Below are 18,649 nucleotides of genomic sequence, written 5' to 3' on the forward strand. Positions count from 1 at the left end.
ACTAATTTCTTTTTTGTTTCTTTGTCAACTTAATCCATTCGACGATTTGTTCAATGATAAAAATCACCCACACAAAGATCACGATACCATGAACGATTTGATTTCCGATTTGTGTAATTTCCAAGATCGTTTTATTTGAAGCAGTGGCCGTAGCCTCGATGAATGATGGATTAAACACATCCATACTAACCGTTAGAATAGTAGCTGCTACTAGACTAATAAAGTCAATGACGCTATAAATAGCAAACGTAAGAATCGACGTTTTTGTCTTTATGATTTTATACGCTGAGTAGAAAAGCGAACTAGCGATCGACACAACCATGACTGGAATTATGTATGTCGTGTAATTTGTATTTAATAAGTTTCCTTTAAAGTAAAATGAATCTTCATCCAGCTGTATGTTAACATCTAGATGGTTGGTAATTAGAAAGCCGACAAACATCGAACCGAAGATGACGATCATGATGACTTCGATGATACCTTCGATTCGTCTGCTTTTTAGGGTTTGATCTTCTGGTACCTTAGGAAGTTTTCTAGGGTCAAATTCGGTTTGTTTTTCTGTGTTCTGATCAATTGCCCAAAAAATCACAGTAACAATGGTAAAACCAAAGAAGATAGACCCAAACAAACCATCGGTGAATTCTTCGATGAGTGATGAGATTAGTTTAACACCCGAGTACTCTAGAATCGAACTTGTGATTCCACTGAGCACAGTGACAGCAATAAATACGATAAGCACTATTTTAAGAACTTTGATATAGTCATCGTATTGTCTAGGTGAAATGACGTAGGATTTTTTCTCTTTGTATTCAAGTGCAAGATCCACTGGACGACCCAGTTTTTTTAATACATCAACCACGTGTGCTTCACTTAAATCATCCCCAATCATATCATAGATATTGGCCCTTAGTTCATTTTCAATGTCTTTTTTCTTACTTTCTTCTAGTCGTTTGGTTACGTCATAAATGTAGCGTTCAATTAAATCATTCATTGTTTGTTATCTCCTTTAATTAATTTCATCATTTCATCATTAATCTCTGTCCATGTTTTAATAAGGTGCTCTAAGACTTCTTCACCAAATGGACTTAACACATAGTACTTTCGTGGTCTAGATTCGCTTGTGTCCCAGTTAGATGTTAGCATCCTTTGAGTCTCTAATCGTCTAAGTAACGGATAAAGTGTCCCCGCCTCAATGTTAATTTGTCTTTCTTCTAAAGCTTGTAGTAGGGAATAACCATATTGCTCATTCTTTAATAGAAAGAGGACTTGTAAGGTTTGTGTCCCTCGTTTGAGTTCAACCTCAAGGTTGTTAATTATCATTTTTTCATCCAATTCATTCACCTCACTTTTATTATAGTGTATGACATACAATATTGTCAATAAGAAAATGTTGTGTGTTAAATATTTTTATATCGTATGGAAAAAATAGCGCGCTTTCGTGCCTACACAAACAAAAAAACTCCTATTTGTAGGAGTTTTCGTTCAATTTGCTTAATTTCGTTCTCTAATTTGTGATTTAACTTTTTCAACATCAAGTCTAGAGACCCGCAGTGGGTTAATCACATTTTCTGCGATATTAGATAAATGGTCAGCAATTCTTTCTAAGTTTGATAGAATTTCAACGTAATTTGTTTTGGTTGTGAATGCGGCTTCGCCAGATTTTAATCGTTCAATGTAATTTAGACGGCATTTCTCTTCAATTTTATCAATCAAATCTTCGTATTCAATGACAAGTTTTGCTTTATTGACGTCGTTATGTTCAAAAGCATCTAGGGTCAAATCAAACATATACTCTAATTTATCAAAAAACCAAATTAAATCTTCTTTACCGCCTTCAGTTAAGCGTTGATTGTCATTGTAACGTTCTAAGAAAAATCCAACAAGGTTGTTCAAATGGTCACCGATACGTTCAAAATCTCTGATCGTATCTAAGTCACGTGAAAGTCGGTTTGAATCTCTTTGTGATAATTCATTATCACGGACAAGTTTAATCATATAGTCATGTAACCGTTTATCGTAATCATCGAGTTTCTTTTCTAGTTTATCTGACTTGTCTTCTGCGTCTCCACTATTTTCAAAGCTATACGCTTTTACTAATTCTAAGTAGGATTTGGCAATCGAACCCATTTGATTTAACCCCTTCTTAACATAAGATAGGGCAAGCGTTGGGGAACCTTGAAGATAAGATTCGTCAATAATCGATTCAAGTTCATCATTGTATTTTGGTTCTTTAATGATACGAACCGCAATCTTAATAAGATAATCAATAAAGAAAAACAAGATAACGGTGGTTACTATGTTCATCAATACGTGCGCAAAAGCAAGTGTTGCCATAGCATAGGGTTCAAAGAATCTTAGTTCAATCCACTTAACCGCATGATAATATGGCCATAAGAAAATCAAGAATAAGATGGACCCAAACAAATTAAATAAGATGTGAACCATCGAAACACGTTTGGATTCAATTGATCCGTTTAGTGAGGCAAGTAGACCAGTGACTGTCGTTCCGATATTTGCCCCTAAGATCATTGGTAGTGCACCAATCAAACTAAACGTCGCAACACTCTCATTTAAATGATAGAGCTTTTGAATAATACCAATTGCCGCAGATGAACTTTGAACAGCCGCTGTAAATAGCGTTCCAAATATCACACCAAATAGCCAAAAGAAATGGTTTGATGTATTTGAAAACAAATAAAACATTTCTTCAATGAAGTCAGTTTGTACAAATGGGACTAAGCCTACCTCCATGGTATCTAGTCCAAAGAAAATCAATCCAAAACCAAATAAGACTGCCCCTAAGTTCTTCATAAACTTCTTTGTGAAGAACAAGTATAATACGACACCGATAAATATCATTAATAGACCATAGTCTGATATCGGTAGCCCGATGATAACAGACGTAACCGTGGTTCCGATGTTTGCACCAAACATTAAACCGACGGCTTGTTTTAAATTCATTAGACCTGCACTTACTAATCCAATGACTAAGACAGTTGTCCCTGAGGACGACTGTAATAGAATCGTTAGTAAGAACCCTGTAATAATCCCTGTTAAGGGTGTGGATGTTGTTTTTTCAATAATAGTTCTTAGTCGGTTCCCAGCTAATTTCTTTAGCCCGTCACCCATTAAGTCAATTCCAAAAAGAAATATTGCTACACCACCAAGGATGTATAATACACTTTCACCTAATCCCATAACTTACCTCCGTTATTAATCCTATTACATTTTACAATAAAACACACTCAAATAAAACCCTAAAAAAGGATTTTAAAAATTAGGTATATACAAAACCCTTGCTTCATCAATCAAAGTGGATAAAAGTAAATTAAAAATCAAATGCTTCTTTTTGAATCTTTAGAAATTGATATCAACGTAACAAATGCCATAGAGACAATCCCTATAATGACTAAATAAAGAATTGACGTGGATGATACCATGTCGAGTACTAGTCCAGAACTTAGATGTCCGACGATTGCTGCTACTCCATAAGAAGTAAACATAACCCCAAAATAACTAGCATATCGATCGATACCGTAGATTGTCTTGATGACTTGTGGCATTAATGAGAGTAATCCGCCTAGTGAAAACCAAAAAAGACTAAAGGATACCGCAAAAAGACCGATGTAACTTCCTTGGTTTATTAGACCAATTGAAGCACCTGTAATTAAAACTATTAGTAAGATAAAACCGTTGATAGTAAACCCAAATCGATCGTGTAAATAACCAAAAAGAGGCCTTGATATACCGTTTCCTAATGCAAAAACTGTTAAGAGAATGCTAAGATTTCTACTTGAATAACCATAGGCAAGGCCAATTTGCATTGATAAACCAATCATCATGAGACCAATACTAATTGACAACATAAAGAATATATATAATTTGAAGAAAATACGGTCTTTAGGTAGTTGGTGTTGAACTCTTTTAATTGGCACATCATTATTGTAAACAACCATCAAAGGCATAATAAGTACAAATATTAACGCCATTAAACGAAATGCATTGTTTAAGCCAAAGCTTAAGAAATAGCTAATCAATGGTGCAGTTATTACTGGCGAGACACCAAAACCAAGTAGCACAAAACCTGTAATCAAACCTGCATGTTTGGATCCAAACTGCTGTATCCTAAATACAGGCACCGTATAGACCATACCGACGCCAAATCCAACGATTACACCGTAACTTAAAGTTAATGACCAAATTGATTTGGATTCACTTGCAAGGTAAAATCCCAACACAATTAAAGACAACCCTATAAATGAAATCAATCTGACGTTATTTCGTCTGATTAATCTTCCTGTAAGAAACATAGACACTGCATAAAATAAAAGTGCAACCATGTATGGTAATCCACTTAAAAAGAGGTTTACTTGATACACCAACCGGATATCTTCTCTAAAGACACTATAGGCATAAACACTTCCCATAAAAATCATAACTAGAAGTCCCACGCATATCTCAATCACTTTTCTCATAAAAATTCTCCAATACTTTGAAATTCAAATCTTTTATAGAATAACACAAGATATGGTTCATGACAAGACTTTTAATTATCACCTAAGATCTTTTGTTGTTATCACGAAAAAAAAGACTACGACGATGTAAAACGTCGATAGTCTTGAAGTTTGTTATTAAAGAGTTTTTAGAGTTAGTTCGCCATCTTTTAATACAACAACTAATGAACCTGCTGTTCCAATTTGATTGGTTACTAACAATTGTGCAGCGGTCATGAAATCGCCTCTTACAATTGGGTGAACACCGTAGTAAAGCGCTAATCCTCTTGCTTGTCTGTAGTTATCAACAAACGCAACAATTGGACATGCTGGACGGAAACGAGCCGCTTGTTTAGCCACGTCATACCCGTAAGCGAAAATAGCCGATCCGTTGAATTCTAAGGCAATCTTTGAAGCTGAATGGCCTAAAGCTTCTAAACTAAGTAATCTAGAATTATTTTGATCGTAAGAACCTTTTAGTCCGTTTTCTAATAATCTTTCATAGTCAACTTCATGTTCGATACGTTCTTGGATTTTAGCCATGATTGAAACAGACTCTAAAGGATAATCCCCTGCCGCTGATTCACCTGAAAGCATCGTTGCATCGGCACCATCATAAACCACGTGTGCAATGTCAGAAACTTCGGCTCTTGTAGGTCTTGGATTCTTTTGCATTGATTCTAACATTTGTGTTGCAACAATAACAACCTTACCACGTGCTTGGCATGATTGAATCATGTGTTTTTGTGCAACTGGTACTTCTTCGGCTGGAATTTCAGTACCTAAGTCACCACGTGCAACCATGATACCATCAGCAACTTCGATAATTGAATCGACGTTGTCAACACCTTCTTGGTTTTCAATTTTACAAATAATTTGTACTCTTTGTCCACCATGTGCATCAAGAATTTCTCTTACTGCAATTACATCTTCTGCTCTTCTTGTAAATGAAGCAGCAATGTAGTCATATTCATTTTGAGCAGCGAAAATAATATCTTCTCTGTCTTTTTCTGAAATAAAAGGCATATTTAGTACTACGTTTGGAATATTGATTCCACGTCTTGATTTGACCGCATGTGTGTTATTAGCAAGTGTTACTAATTCACGTTTTTCTTCGTCTTTCTCAACAACCACTAATTCTAAGTAACCGTCGTCAACACGTACAGTGTCGCCGATTTTCATATCGTCGTATAACCCTGGATACGATACAGAGAAGTAAGTTTCATTTCCTAAGACTGGTGTCATAGAAATACGAACGGTTGATCCTTTTTTGATTAAAACAGATTTGCTTTCGAATTCACCAGTTCTAATTTCTGGTCCTTTCGTATCTAATAAATACCCAACGGTTGTTCCTAGTTCGATATTTAATTCTTTCGCTGTTTGTAATCTTCCACCGTGTTCTTCATGTGAACCGTGTGAAAAGTTAAATCTAAATACGTTAACCCCTGCTTTGATTAACTCTCTCATTACATCTTTTTGTTCGGACGCTGGTCCTAACGTTGCTACTAATTTTGTACTACGCATAATTTTCCTCCTAATTACCCTATGATATTTTCCCAATTAGCTCGTATAAATCTTGCATCGATCCGCGATCTCTGTCAAGTGCTTTTTCGTATGGCATATAAACTAAGTCGTTGTGGCTTACACCAACAGCAACACCAGATATACCTTGTTTAATTAATTCTACTGCATAAGCGCCCATGCGTCCTGCTAAAATACGGTCTTCCGCAACTGGTGATCCACCACGTTGAACATAACCTAAGACCGTTGCACGACATGCAAACCCACTTCGTTCAGAAATCTCTTGAGCGAGTTCATAAACGTTGGTTGTATTTTCCGTAATCATGATGATTGCGTTTCTTCTACCTTCGAGTTTATGTTTTTTCAAGTTTTCAATCATTTTTTCTTTATCCATTGGATGTTCTGGTGTAATGATAAATTCTGCACCACAACTAAGACCCGCAGCAATCGCAAGATCCCCACAATGTCTACCCATGGTTTCAACAATCGAACAACGTTGATGAGACGATGCCGTATCTCTTAATTTGTCAACCGCATCCACAATCGTTGCTAAAGCCGTGTGAAAACCGATGGTATAATCTGTACCACCTAAATCGTTATCAATCGTACCTGGAACGCCGATGGTTGGAAAACCCATTTCATTAAGAGCTAAAGCGCCCTTATATGAACCATCGCCACCGATGACGATTAATGCTTCAATTCCTTCTTTTCTTAGATTTTCAATCGCAATTTCACGAACTTCTTTTTGTTGAAAGGAAGTCATTCTTGCTGTACCTAAAACCGTACCGCCTCGACTAAGAATCTCAGAAACACTTTTACGTGTCATTTTTTCAAAATTTCCAGCAACAAGCCCACGATAGCCATCATAGACGCCATAAACTTCTATGCCATAGTAAAGACCAGCTCTAACAACTGCTCTTATTGCCGAGTTCATGCCCGGAGCATCGCCACCAGAGGTTAAAACAGCTATTCTCATATCTAATCACCTCAAACCGTTGTTATTATATCACTAATTGCCAAAATATATGAGTAAATCATTAATATTTATAAAAGAAATCGGTTTCAAGGGTTGCAAATTTCAAATATATGATAAAATGGTTATGAAATTCACACGAAAGGAACAGAAAACTATGAAAAATTTAGTAGGTGCAGCAATTCTAGGCCAATCAGGTGGTCCAACAAGCGTTATTAACGCAAGTGCTGCAGGCGTATTTATCGAAGCTTTAAAACAACCGAACATCACCGCTGTTTACGGAGCTAAACACGGAGTTAAGGGAATTCTAAATGAAGAATTCTATGATATTAACAAAGAAGATCTAAAAGAGTTAGAACTTCTTAAGAACACACCATCATCAATGATCGGTAGCGTTCGTTACAAATTAAAACCACTTAAGAAAGATCCAAGTGATTACCAACGTCTACTTGAAGTATTCAGAAAGTACAACATCCGTTACTTCTTCTACAATGGCGGTAATGACTCAATGGATACATGTAATAAGATTTCTAAGTTCTTCAAATCAGAAGGTTACGATTGTAACGTCATCGGTGTTCCTAAAACAATCGACAATGATTTATTTGGAACCGATCATACCCCAGGTTATGGATCAGCTGCTAAGTATGTAGCAACCACATTAATGGAGTTATACCACGACGCAACCGTTTATGACACTCCAATGGTAACTGTCGTTGAAGTGATGGGAAGAAACGCTGGTTGGTTAACTGCAGCCGCTCAACTAGCTGTTGCTAAAGGCCAAGGTCCAGATTTAATCTATCTACCTGAGGTTGCATTCGATTATGATGAATTCTATGCTTCCGTTGCTGAAGTTGTTAAGAGAAAAGGGAAAGCCATTGTGGTTGTCTCTGAAGGTATTAAAGATAAAGATGGTAAATATGTTCCAGAACATTACACGTCATTATCAAAAGATTCATTCGGACATGCTCAACTTGGTGGTACTGCTCAAATTTTAGCTGACCACATCAAAGAACAATTAAACGTCAAAGTACGTGCAATTGAATTCTCACTACTACAACGTTGTGCGGCACACTTAGCTTCTAAAAACGACGTCAAAGAAGCTTACATGGCTGGTGTTAAAGCCGTAAGAGCTGCTGTCAAAGGTTCAACCGATAAAATGGTTGGTTTTGAACGCGTTTCATCAAACCCATACAAGATTAAATACAAACTAGTCTCACTAGCAAAAGCAGCAAACACAGAAAAAGTGGTACCTGCTGAATGGATTCTACCTAATGGTAAAGGCTTAACTCAAGAATACGTTGATTATGCGCTTCCGTTAATTCAAGGCGACGACAAAGCACCGCTTGTTGATGGTCTACCAAGATTCGCTAATTTGAAAAAAATATTAGTCGAAAAGAAATAGTCTTTATAAATAACATTTGAAGAATTCAAGCTTCAAATGTTTTTTTCTCTTGTTTGTCTGTATGATTGTTGTATAATAATAGTATTGCAAAGTCAATTTAAGGACTTATGATCAATTTAGGAGGTTCTAGTTTATGGATTTACTCATACCGTTTTTGGTATTGGTGTTTGGATTTATCGTTTTAGTTAAAGGTGCTGATTTGTTCGTCGATGGGGCATCAAGCATCGCTCGTTTTTTTAAAGTCTCCCCACTGATTATTGGTTTAACGGTGGTCGCGTTTGGAACATCCTTGCCTGAGGCAGCAGTTAGTATCACCTCTGCGATTAAAGGCGTTGATGACGTTGCGTTTGGTAATGTGGTTGGATCAAATATTTTTAATATGTTGCCCATACTTGGGATTTCTGCGATGGTTTTCCCACTCACAGTAAATAAAGATCTTCTCAAACGTGATTTTCCAATTGCCTTACTCACCGTCCTGATTTTAATCCCAATGTTTTTCTTTGGCGGTAGTGGCAATCAAATCACTCGCATCGAAGGTCTAATCATTATTTTATTCTTTATTGCATTCTTATATATCTTATTTGACCACGCGAAAAAAAATCCACATGGGGAAGAATTATTGTTAGGTGCACTAGAAACTACAGAGGTTCAACCAGAAGCAATTAATGTAAAGAAAAACACGATCATCACTTTAATTGGGATGGTTGGTATTGCAGGTGGCGGTTTAATGGTCACTGAAGGCGCGAAAGAAATTGCCATCTCACTTGGCATGTCTGAATGGCTTGTTGGGCTTACAATTGTATCTTTGGGTACTTCACTGCCTGAGCTCGTCACTTCGATTGTTGCCTCAATGAAGAAACAAAATGAGATTGCGATTGGAAATATTGTTGGTTCAAACATCTTTAATGTTCTTTTCATCCTAGGTGCTACCGCCGTAATTTCTGGCGTCTCAATTAACCCACAAGCGTTATTTGATTTGATATTTGTCGTCGGTGTCACAATTGTTGTCTTCTTGTTTGCTTATACAAGTAAAAAGATTACACGCTTAGAAGGCTTGTTGTTGATTTTAATGTATGTCGGCTATTTTACCTACATCCTATTAAGAGATCTAGGTAAGTTATAAAATAAAAATCCATTGAATGAGACCTTTATCGTCTCTATTTCAATGGATTTTTTTATTAATTAAATTCTTGATTTAACCAGGATATTACTAAATTTGCCCAGCTAGAAAAATGAGCATTCTCTCTTTCATATTCTAGTGGTGTACCGAGGTAATCGTCTTTAACAACCGATTTAGTGCCTAAACTTAGCCCATGTTCACCTTGATCATATAAATGTAGTTCACATTTTACTTGATGGCGATTTAAAGCCTCAAAAAAGACTAGGCTGTTTTGATAACAAACCGCTTGGTCAGCAATCGTGTGAAATAAGAAAGTTTTCGGGGTGTCTGTTGAGACAAAATTTTCTAGCGAGAATAAATGCCTTGTCTCATCTGTCGTTTCTTTAAATAAACGTGTGATCGAATCTTCGTGAGCGATGCCCTTTTTTCCACTAATCACTGGATAAGCGAGCACAAGTCCATCCGGTCTCGCTTCTAAATCAATTTGATTAAACAGCACACCGAGTCTTGCCACATAGTGGCCACCACTTGAAAAACCCATTAGTATTACCTTGTTTTTCGCAATATGATAGTCGTTTGAATGTTTTTTAATATGACTGACAAATTGCGCAAGCTCTACCGTGGTCTTCTCATGTGTGAGAAGCGTCTCACGGTAGTATACAATGGCGGCATGAAAACCATTTGAGTTCATCAACTCCACGATTGGCATTGCTTCTCTTTTTGAAGTGTGTCTGTAGCCACCACCAGGCGCGATTAAAATAAGTGGTCTTGTTTCTTGATCTAATAAATGCAATTCTACGTAATTATTCGTGTCAAACTGTATTTTATTCATTATTTTCCCCTTGAATCTCATATAATTTTGATAAGATTAATTTAAATCCTTGATAGTTTTGAATATTGCATTCAAAAACCATGTAATCTTTCCTTGATAATATCGGTCCATAAGCCTCATAGATTTCTGGAAAAACAGTCATCTCATGAGTCATATTACCGTCGGTCACACTAATAAATGCCATCGTCTTATTGTTTTTTGTGGTTATTACCTTGGTCTTAGCAATATAGCCAATTGTTTTTACCGTTTTATCAGTCTCGACAATGTCCTCTAGTAGTTTTAATTTATTCTTCTTAATCACGCCTTGAAACATCATTAGTGGTGTCATAATAAGATTAAAACCCAGAGTTTCTTTTTCTTTTTCGATTAAAAAGGCTAAATCGTATTCGTCGTAAGTCTTTGATTTAATATCCGACACAACTAATGCGTATAAATCCATTACTTCTTTTCGATTTTCATAAAGTGTTTGTTTGTTTAACCCAAACACATCAAGTGCACCAGAAAAAATTAATGCTTCGATTATTTTATCGGATAACTGAGCCGTCATCCGTTTTTTAAAATCGTCATAGGATGTAAAGATTCCCTTTTCTCTTTCATTTGTAATCACTCTTACGGTTTGAGTACCGATGCCTTTTATCCCTGATAGTGGGTAAAAAATACCTAACTTCGTTGGTTTAAATGTGTCATCTGATTCATTGATATTTGGTGGAAGGATTTTAACTTTTCTTTGTCTCGCCTCACTAATATAATCTTTAATCTGTGTCTCATTTGAAATAACCGACGTAAGTAAAACAGAGATAAACTGTTCAAAGTGATTCGCTTTTAAATAGGCCATTTGATAGGCAACGATCGCGTAGGCCACACTATGACTTCGGTTAAAACCATAATCCGCAAACTTCACGATATAATCATATATTTTAGTTGCAATCTCGACAGAACGGTGATTTTCAATGCTCTTCTTGATGAATTTTTCACGCTCTTTGTTGAGGATTTCATGGTCTTTTTTGGAAACACCACGTCTTAGTAAATCGGCCTCAGCTAATGAATAGCCTGCAAACGTATTTGCGATGGTCATGATTTGTTCTTGATAGACAATAAAGCCGTAGGTGCTTTTTAAAATATGATCAATTGATGGATCAATTTCTAAGTACGTCTTCTCATGACGTCTTTTGATGTATTCATCAATATTGTCCATTGGTCCTGGTCTAAACAATGCCAGTACTGCAACGATATCTTCAAATTCCTGTGGCTTCAGTTTATAAAGGACGTTGCGCATCCCAGAGGATTCCAATTGAAAGACACCAAGCGTGTCTGCTTTAGAAAGTAAATCAAATGTCTTTTTATCGTCAAGTGGAATTTTGTTAATATCAATATCCATCTGTTTTTGTGATTTGACAAGTTCTAACACATTATTAATGGTTTGTAGATTTCGAATGCCTAGAAAATCAATCTTGAGCAATCCCATTTGTTCGAGATCACTTTGTTCAAATTGAGACTGATAAAGGGTTGCACCTTTCTGCAGTGGGATGATATACCTTAAATCTTCGTTTGAAATGATAATGCCAGCGGCATGCGTCCCTGTGTGCCTTGGCAGTCCTTCGATTTGCTTAGCTAGTTCAAGAACCTCGATGACATTCTTATTGGTTGTTTCTTTATCGGTCGTCGCAATTTTAACGATACGGTTTGTCTCTTGTGGGCTGTAGCCCAACACACGACAAATATCTCTAATTGAACTTCGATAGGCAAACGTACCAAAAGTAGTAATACTAACCACACGATTTGAGCCATACTTCTCTTTAACATAATTGATGACTTGATCTCGTTTATCATCCGGAAAATCCAAATCGATATCCGGCATACTAATCCGTTCTGGGTTTAAGAAGCGTTCAAACAGTAGATCATATTTTAGCGGGTCAACGTTCGTAATCCCAAGCGTATAAGATACCAAAGAGCCTGCGGCTGAACCACGCCCTGGACCTACCATTATTTGACTGGTTTTTGCGTATCGAACAAAATCATAAACCACTAGGAAATAATCGTTGTACCCCATTTGATCGATAACGCTAAGTTCGTACTTCAATCTTGATAGGTAAGGTTCATAGTGAGTGATTTGATCGTTAGCTAATCGTTTTTTTAAGCCAATCATGCATAAGTCTGTCAGGTAGTCTTTTGATGAAACCCCTTCTTTTAGTCCAACCGAGGGCAAATCAAAGTTTCGGTCAAGTTCAATTGCTTCGACTTGCTTAAACACTTTTTCTAAATTCTCGAACACAAATGGGTAATCAAAAAAAGCGTCTTGCAAGTCGTTATAACTCATGAAAGACAGATTTGATTGATCAAATCGTTCGTTCTTTGGATCTTCGATTTTGATTAGGGCATCTCTTGCGCGTGCATCTTTCTTTTCTAAGTAAGCCGTTTGATGAATCGGTAATAGTAATACATTGGAATCCTCAGCTATTTGATACATCGCTGGAGCAACCTTCATCTCTAACTGAAACGACTGTACACTCAAGCCTAGATAGAATTCATTAAAGGCTTGTTGATAACTTTGAAGTCTTTTTTTTGCTTGATTGAGATCATTATTAAGGATTGCTTGGTCTATGTCTGAAAGATACCCTGGTGTAACGACTATTAAATCACTTGTAAATGGTAAAATAGCATCAAGTTCTAAGCGCTTCTCGTCATTTAACATCACCATTGACGATAAAATCAATAACGATTGGTAGCCTTTTTGGTTTTTCGCATAAAACAACAAACTACTTTTCACGTCTAAGTGGTAAATCTCTAATCTAAGGCCAATGATTGGTTTGATGTCAGGGTATTTTTTGGCATAACGAAAAAACTTATATGCGGCATATAAGTTATTTGTGTCAGACAAAGCTAGAAAATCATAGCCATGATTTTTCGCATTCAAAAAAAGATCATCAAGTCTTAACGTACTTTCTAAAAGACTGTACTCACTTTGAATAAATAAAGTTCCTTTCAAAAAACCACTTCCTTTATTCTATTATATCACGAGCGACCTTGATTCTTTTTATATTTAACGTAGAAAAACACGCCAATCGAAGACAAGAGTGCCACTGAGATTACCGCAAAATAAATCGGTGTTCTTGATGATCTTTTACTTCTAGTCTCATAGACATTGACCGTTCTTGTCTCATAAACATAATTACCTTTTAGATCAAAACACTCATAATTAATATAATAGATTCCTGGTGTATTCACATCAATGTTATGGGAATGTACCGATAAATTGATGAACGCATTTGTATCGTAATTATCCGACACAACCACCCCTTCTAAGTAATTAATTGATGTTTCATATTGCTTAATCATTAAAACGTCAAAAGTTAGACTCGGTGAGCGTTTATCGTCAATCAATACAAGCAACGCCTCTTGTGTTTGATTACCATAGTGGTCTTTTAATGTATAGAAAATTTCATATCGTCCAATCACATCAAAATTGACTTCACCTGAGATGGTCAATTGTTCAAAGTCAAGTAATTCATTATTATCTTGCAAATAAAGAATTGGATCAAAGAAATCAAACGAATGATGATAAACCTCAAGTGTCACTTGGGTATACCTTAGTTTGATCTCAGGTTTTTCTAAGTCACGAATAATGACTTCATATTCCATAGAAGATTGGTTAAGTGATTGATCAATCGCCGTCACAACTAACGTGTAGTTGCCTGGTGTTTTATAATCAACTAATCGATCATCGTATACGACATACAGTGCTGTGTGATAGTTATCCACAATTAAGAAGTATTGTTCATAAGAAGGTATCTGATTTCTTTCAATAATGAGTGGTGTTGTTAAGACAATTTGAGGAATGACTTCATCGACAATAACGACGTCTAATCTAACTCGCGTTTGATTGTTAGACAAATCAAACAAATCAATAATGACTTGATAAGTCCCTATGATGTCGTAATTAATGGATTGATCATTGACGACCATTTTGATGTCTTGTTTTTTGGTTTGATTGTCTTGATAGTCAAGATATAAACTGAAATCAATTTGCTTTTGTCCATAATCGATTACAATCGGTTTTTCGCTCATTACCTCAGGCGCAATCGTGTCTTTGATCACAAATGTGATAGTAAAAACTTCATACGTATGGTATTTAGGTGATACCGCTTTGTAGTAGTGCGTGTAGGTTTTTAGAATTTTTGTATTAATCACCGACAAAAAGGTATTATTGACTTGGTCTTTGATGAGGTAAAACCCCTCATCAATAAACCCTTCATTCATTGTAATATCTGGCACATCTAGGTAATCATTGATTTGACAGCCATAGCAGACTTCAACGACACTTTGTTTGATGCTAAATATTGCATCTTTCGCATTTATGGGTGATGTCCTTATAAATTGTAGACAAAAGACCAACAAAAGTAGTTTAAATTTCATGGTATCTTCCTCCTAAATTTATACATACAAGTCGTTGGTCATTTTACTTGAAAAAAATAACGCCTAAAAATAGGCGTTAGATTGAATGAACTGCTTTATCCATTTGTTCGTTTAAGAATTGCTTCTTATAAAGATCGAAATACGCACCTTTTTTACTCAAGAGTTCCTTGTGTGAGCCAAGTTCAACAATTTTCCCTTCTTTTAACACTAAGATTAAGTCCGAATGTACAATAGTAGATAATCGATGTGCCACAATAAAACTGGTTCTTCCCTTTAGTAAGGTATCTGTTGCGTGTTGAATAATCTTTTCTGATTCAGAGTCGATTGAAGAAGTTGCTTCATCTAGAATTAGGATTCTAGGGTCTGCTAAAACAGCTCGTGCAAAACTAATTAATTGTTTTTGTCCGATGGAAATCTTATTTCCACCTTCACCGACTTCACTATAATAACCTTGATCCATTTTCGAGATGAATTCATCGGCGCCAATCGCTTTGGCGGCTTCAATGACTTCCTCATCGGTAGCATCTAGGCGCCCGTAACGAATGTTTTCCATCACGTTACCGCTAAATAAGTGTGGGGTTTGTAAAACATAGCCTAAACGTTTATGTAGCCAATGAATACTTCTTTCTTTATATGATTTACCATCAATTAAAATATCACCACTAATCGGTTCATAAAAGCGTGATAATAAGTTGATGATGGTTGTCTTCCCACTGCCTGTTTGTCCAACAAGTGCAACCGATGTACCACTTGGTATTTTAAGTGAGAAATTATCCAAAACGGTTTCATTATCAACGTAATTAAATGTGACGTTTTTAAACTCAACATCGCCTTGAATCGGTTCCCAATTCTCATACTTAGGTGTAAATATATCCCCATATTGTTCGATTACTTCAGGTGAATCCACTAACTCTGATTTGGTTTCAATGAGTTGAACCACACGTTCTGCAGACGCTTGGGCTTGTTGAAATTGTGCCAAGATACGTGCTATTTGCATGATGGGTTCGAAAAATCTTGTCGCATAATCAATGAAAGCATATAAGGTACCTAAGGTGAGTGCACTGACTAAAAGCATATTGGTACCTCTAACCATGATGAATCCGATAACGACATAAGAAATCATCAGCATGATTGGTGAAAAGATTGCACTAAATAAAATTGCCTTGACACTTGCTTGTTTTAATTCTTGTGTCTTAGAAATAAATTCTTGATAGTTTTCTTCTTCAATGGCTAAGCTTTTGGTCGTTTTTGCACCCATAAATGATTCGTTAAAACTACCCGTTACCAATGAATTAATCTTTCTAGCTTTTCGGTAGCCTTTGAGAATCTTTGTTCTAAAGTAGATTGATATCACAATCATCAGCGGCAATGCCGCTGTGATAATTAGTGCTAAGCGCCATTCAAGTACAAACATCGTTACTAAGATTGCAATCATCATGATTAAACCCCATAATAAATCAACTAAACCCCATGAAATGATGTTTGCTAATCGTCTGGAATCTGAGGTCATACGAGCCATAATCCAGCCTTGCGGTGTTTTATCAAAATAGGAAAACGGTAAGCGTTGTAACGTTTCAAAGGATTGTTTTCTTAAAATGTAGTTCGTCTCAACTTCAATCTTACCTGCTTGGTAGATAAATCCCCAAACCGATAGACCAAACAATAAGCTCACAATGACGTTAAAAATGATGTAAGGAGTTAGCGTACTATAATCTTTCCCCTCAAAGAACACGTCAATTGCGTATCGGTTTAATAATGGTGTAATCGCCTCTAACATCCCTAAAAGGATGACAAAGGTAAATAGTAAAATCACACTCTTTCTATTCGTAAAAACCGTCTTGATGATTTTCTTCCATGTTTGAAGATTCACCTTCTGGTTGTCAAACTCTTTTTCTTCGTAATTCATTTAGTCCACCTCCTTGAGTAAGTCTAAGAATTCTTGTTCAAGTTTACCCTGGATGTCCCATAACTTTTGATAGAGACCTTCTTTTTTATAAAGCGTCTCATGCGTACCAATATCGCTAATTTTGCCGTCTTCAACAACAATGATTTTGTCGGCTTGCTTAGCCGTTGTGATACGGTGTGTAATGATGATGGTTGTGGATACGGCTTCTTTCTCTTTTAACGCGTTACGAATCATTAAATCCGTTTCGGTGTCTACCGCAGATAAACTGTCATCAAAAATCAAAATAGGTTTATCTTCGACTAGGACACGCGCAATGGCAACCCGTTGTTTTTGACCACCAGATAGTGTCGTTCCACGCTCACCAACGATGGTTTCATACCCTCGTTCAAATGAGGCAATGTCGCGTTCAATCGCTGCAATTTGAGCGGCTTTCATTACATTTTCCTTTTTGATTAGTGGACTGACAATTGCAATATTTTCATAGACCGTTTTTGAGAATAAAAATGGCTCTTGGAGTACAATACCCATTTGCTTTCTCAAATAGTGTTTTTCGATTTCTTTTGTGTTGACTCCATCCAAATAGATAGCGCCTGTGGTCGGATCAATCATTCGGGATAACAGGTTAATAATTGTGGTTTTCCCACTACCCGTTTTACCAATAATCGCAACCGTTTCTTTGGGTTTAATCGTAAAGCTTACGTCTTTTAAAATGGCTTCATTTGCGTCAGGAAACTGATAACTGACATTTTCAAAACGTATTTCACCTTGAACTTCTGGTTTTAATGTCCCATTGTCGATAAACTCTGATTTCAACTCTAAGATTTCATATATACGCGAGGTTGAAACAAGTGCTCTACCAAAGTCACCAATCATTCGACCTAAACCTCTTACTGGCCAAATAAGCATGCCAAGCAGCATCAATACCGCAACAATTTGACCACTAGAGATCATGTCTTGTCTTACAAAATAAACACCGACAATGACCGTAATCAAGTATTGAAACATCGCTAACACGTCCGATAGTCCCCAATACATTGATGAGGCTTTTTGAAATTTCATAAAAGCTTCACTGTAAGATTTATTTTCTTTCTCGAGTTTGTTAATTTCAAATTGTTCGTTCGCAAAAGCACGAACGATACGAGCCCCAGTTAAGTTTTCTTGAATCACGGTCATCATGCGTGCCTCTGATTCTTCAATATGCTTAAAAGACTTGTCGACGTACTTGAAAAAGAACACCGATGAAACTGCTGTGATTGGAATCATCCCAAGTGCAATCCATACCATGGTTTGATTAATCGTATAAATTTGAATTGCCCCAAACGTAACGGTCGCAATTAAACGGATAAATTCGGGTATACGGTTTGAAACAAAGTTACTCATCGCTTCAATGTCGGTAGTTACTCTTTGAACCAAATCACCGGTATCAACGTTGTTATGGTAATTATAGTCAAGTGACTGAATGTGACTATACAAACGATCTCTTAATGTTTTAGAGATGTGTTCCGCCAAACGTCCACGCATAAACTCCTCGAAGAAAATGAGTGTGAATCGAATTAGTTGATAGAATACCAATGTCGTTGCGATTACAACAACCAAATTTTCAATTTTCGTAAATCCATTTAGAAAATTCAAGAAGAACGTTGGAAAGTTCGCGTTACTTGACCCTTCTTTTAACATGTCGAATACATACTGTGTAAATAACGGCACATAGGAATAAGTAAATCGCCCTATGACAACAAGTATCAATATGTATAAGATATGTAGATAACTGCCTTTTGCAGTTCTTATTAATTTAAATAATCTCATTAAATCACCCCTAACACTATATAAAAGTATACACGATTTTTACTTTTTGTCAATCAAATGAGACTGCTTTTAGTCCTTTATTCCTATTATTTTTCTTAATCATTTAGTTTCTAGAAAACGACTTGTCTTGTTTTTTTTATACTTGTAGTATAATTATCTATTGAGACTAGGAGATTGAATATC

13 protein-coding genes are annotated in these 18,649 nt (G+C 36.3%); 2 read left to right on the top strand and 11 right to left on the bottom strand.

Annotated elements, in window-relative coordinates; genetic code table 11:
• Position 1: 1 nt before the first annotated feature.
• From BN853_RS06450 to pfkA, 6 genes are all read right to left on the bottom strand, one after another.
• Positions 2–991, bottom strand: coding sequence for a hypothetical protein (locus BN853_RS06450; RefSeq protein ID WP_030005153.1), 990 nt, complete (start codon positions 989–991; stop codon positions 2–4).
• Positions 988–1,320 carry a PadR family transcriptional regulator gene (locus BN853_RS06455; RefSeq protein WP_030005154.1) on the bottom strand — a complete coding sequence of 111 codons (333 nt, stop codon included), beginning with the start codon at positions 1,318–1,320 and terminating at the stop codon, positions 988–990. The genes BN853_RS06450 and BN853_RS06455 overlap by 4 nt, the downstream gene beginning before the upstream one ends.
• Before the next feature lie 171 nt (positions 1,321–1,491).
• The gene (locus BN853_RS06460) at positions 1,492–3,198 is read right to left on the bottom strand and encodes a Na/Pi cotransporter family protein (RefSeq protein WP_030005155.1); all 1,707 of its coding nucleotides are present in this window, start codon (positions 3,196–3,198) and stop codon (positions 1,492–1,494) included.
• A 137-nt stretch (positions 3,199–3,335) separates the two neighbouring features.
• Complete coding sequence (locus BN853_RS06465; protein ID WP_030005156.1) at positions 3,336–4,475, bottom strand: MFS transporter; 1,140 nt, start codon at positions 4,473–4,475, stop codon at positions 3,336–3,338.
• 156 nt (positions 4,476–4,631) lie between these two features.
• The gene (pyk, locus tag BN853_RS06470; RefSeq protein ID WP_030005157.1) at positions 4,632–6,017 is read right to left on the bottom strand and encodes a pyruvate kinase; all 1,386 of its coding nucleotides are present in this window, start codon (positions 6,015–6,017) and stop codon (positions 4,632–4,634) included.
• Between the two features lie 19 nt (positions 6,018–6,036).
• The gene (gene pfkA / locus BN853_RS06475) at positions 6,037–6,990 is read right to left on the bottom strand and encodes a 6-phosphofructokinase (protein WP_030005158.1); all 954 of its coding nucleotides are present in this window, start codon (positions 6,988–6,990) and stop codon (positions 6,037–6,039) included.
• Between the two features lie 154 nt (positions 6,991–7,144).
• On the opposite strand from pfkA, the gene BN853_RS06480 reads away from it, so the two are divergent.
• Entirely contained in the window at positions 7,145–8,389 is a 1,245-nt protein-coding gene (locus BN853_RS06480) for a 6-phosphofructokinase (protein WP_030005159.1), read from the top strand.
• 133 nt (positions 8,390–8,522) lie between these two features.
• Positions 8,523–9,512 (top strand): calcium/sodium antiporter, encoded by a 990-nt coding sequence (locus BN853_RS06485; RefSeq protein WP_030005160.1) that lies wholly within the window; start codon positions 8,523–8,525, stop codon positions 9,510–9,512.
• Between the two features lie 55 nt (positions 9,513–9,567).
• On the opposite strand, the gene BN853_RS06490 is transcribed toward BN853_RS06485, so the two are convergent.
• The 5 genes from BN853_RS06490 to BN853_RS06510 all read right to left on the bottom strand — a co-directional run bounded on the left by BN853_RS06490 (position 9,568) and on the right by BN853_RS06510 (position 18,466).
• A complete protein-coding gene (locus BN853_RS06490) occupies positions 9,568–10,341 on the bottom strand; it encodes an alpha/beta hydrolase (RefSeq protein ID WP_030005161.1) in 774 nt (257 codons plus the stop codon).
• Complete coding sequence (locus tag BN853_RS06495; RefSeq protein WP_030005162.1) at positions 10,334–13,327, bottom strand: DNA polymerase III subunit alpha; 2,994 nt, start codon at positions 13,325–13,327, stop codon at positions 10,334–10,336. The genes BN853_RS06490 and BN853_RS06495 overlap by 8 nt, the downstream gene beginning before the upstream one ends.
• A gap of 26 nt (positions 13,328–13,353) precedes the next feature.
• Positions 13,354–14,754 carry a hypothetical protein gene (locus BN853_RS06500; protein WP_030005163.1) on the bottom strand — a complete coding sequence of 467 codons (1,401 nt, stop codon included), beginning with the start codon at positions 14,752–14,754 and terminating at the stop codon, positions 13,354–13,356.
• A 76-nt stretch (positions 14,755–14,830) separates the two neighbouring features.
• Positions 14,831–16,660, bottom strand: a complete 1,830-nt coding sequence (locus BN853_RS06505; protein ID WP_030005164.1) for an ABC transporter ATP-binding protein — start codon at positions 16,658–16,660, stop codon at positions 14,831–14,833.
• The gene (locus BN853_RS06510) at positions 16,661–18,466 is read right to left on the bottom strand and encodes an ABC transporter ATP-binding protein (protein ID WP_030005165.1); all 1,806 of its coding nucleotides are present in this window, start codon (positions 18,464–18,466) and stop codon (positions 16,661–16,663) included. It abuts the gene before it with no gap.
• Positions 18,467–18,649 lie beyond the last annotated feature (183 nt).

This window comes from Paracholeplasma brassicae (assembly GCF_000967915.1).
Classification (GTDB): domain Bacteria; phylum Bacillota_I; class Bacilli_A; order Acholeplasmatales; family UBA5453; genus Paracholeplasma; species Paracholeplasma brassicae.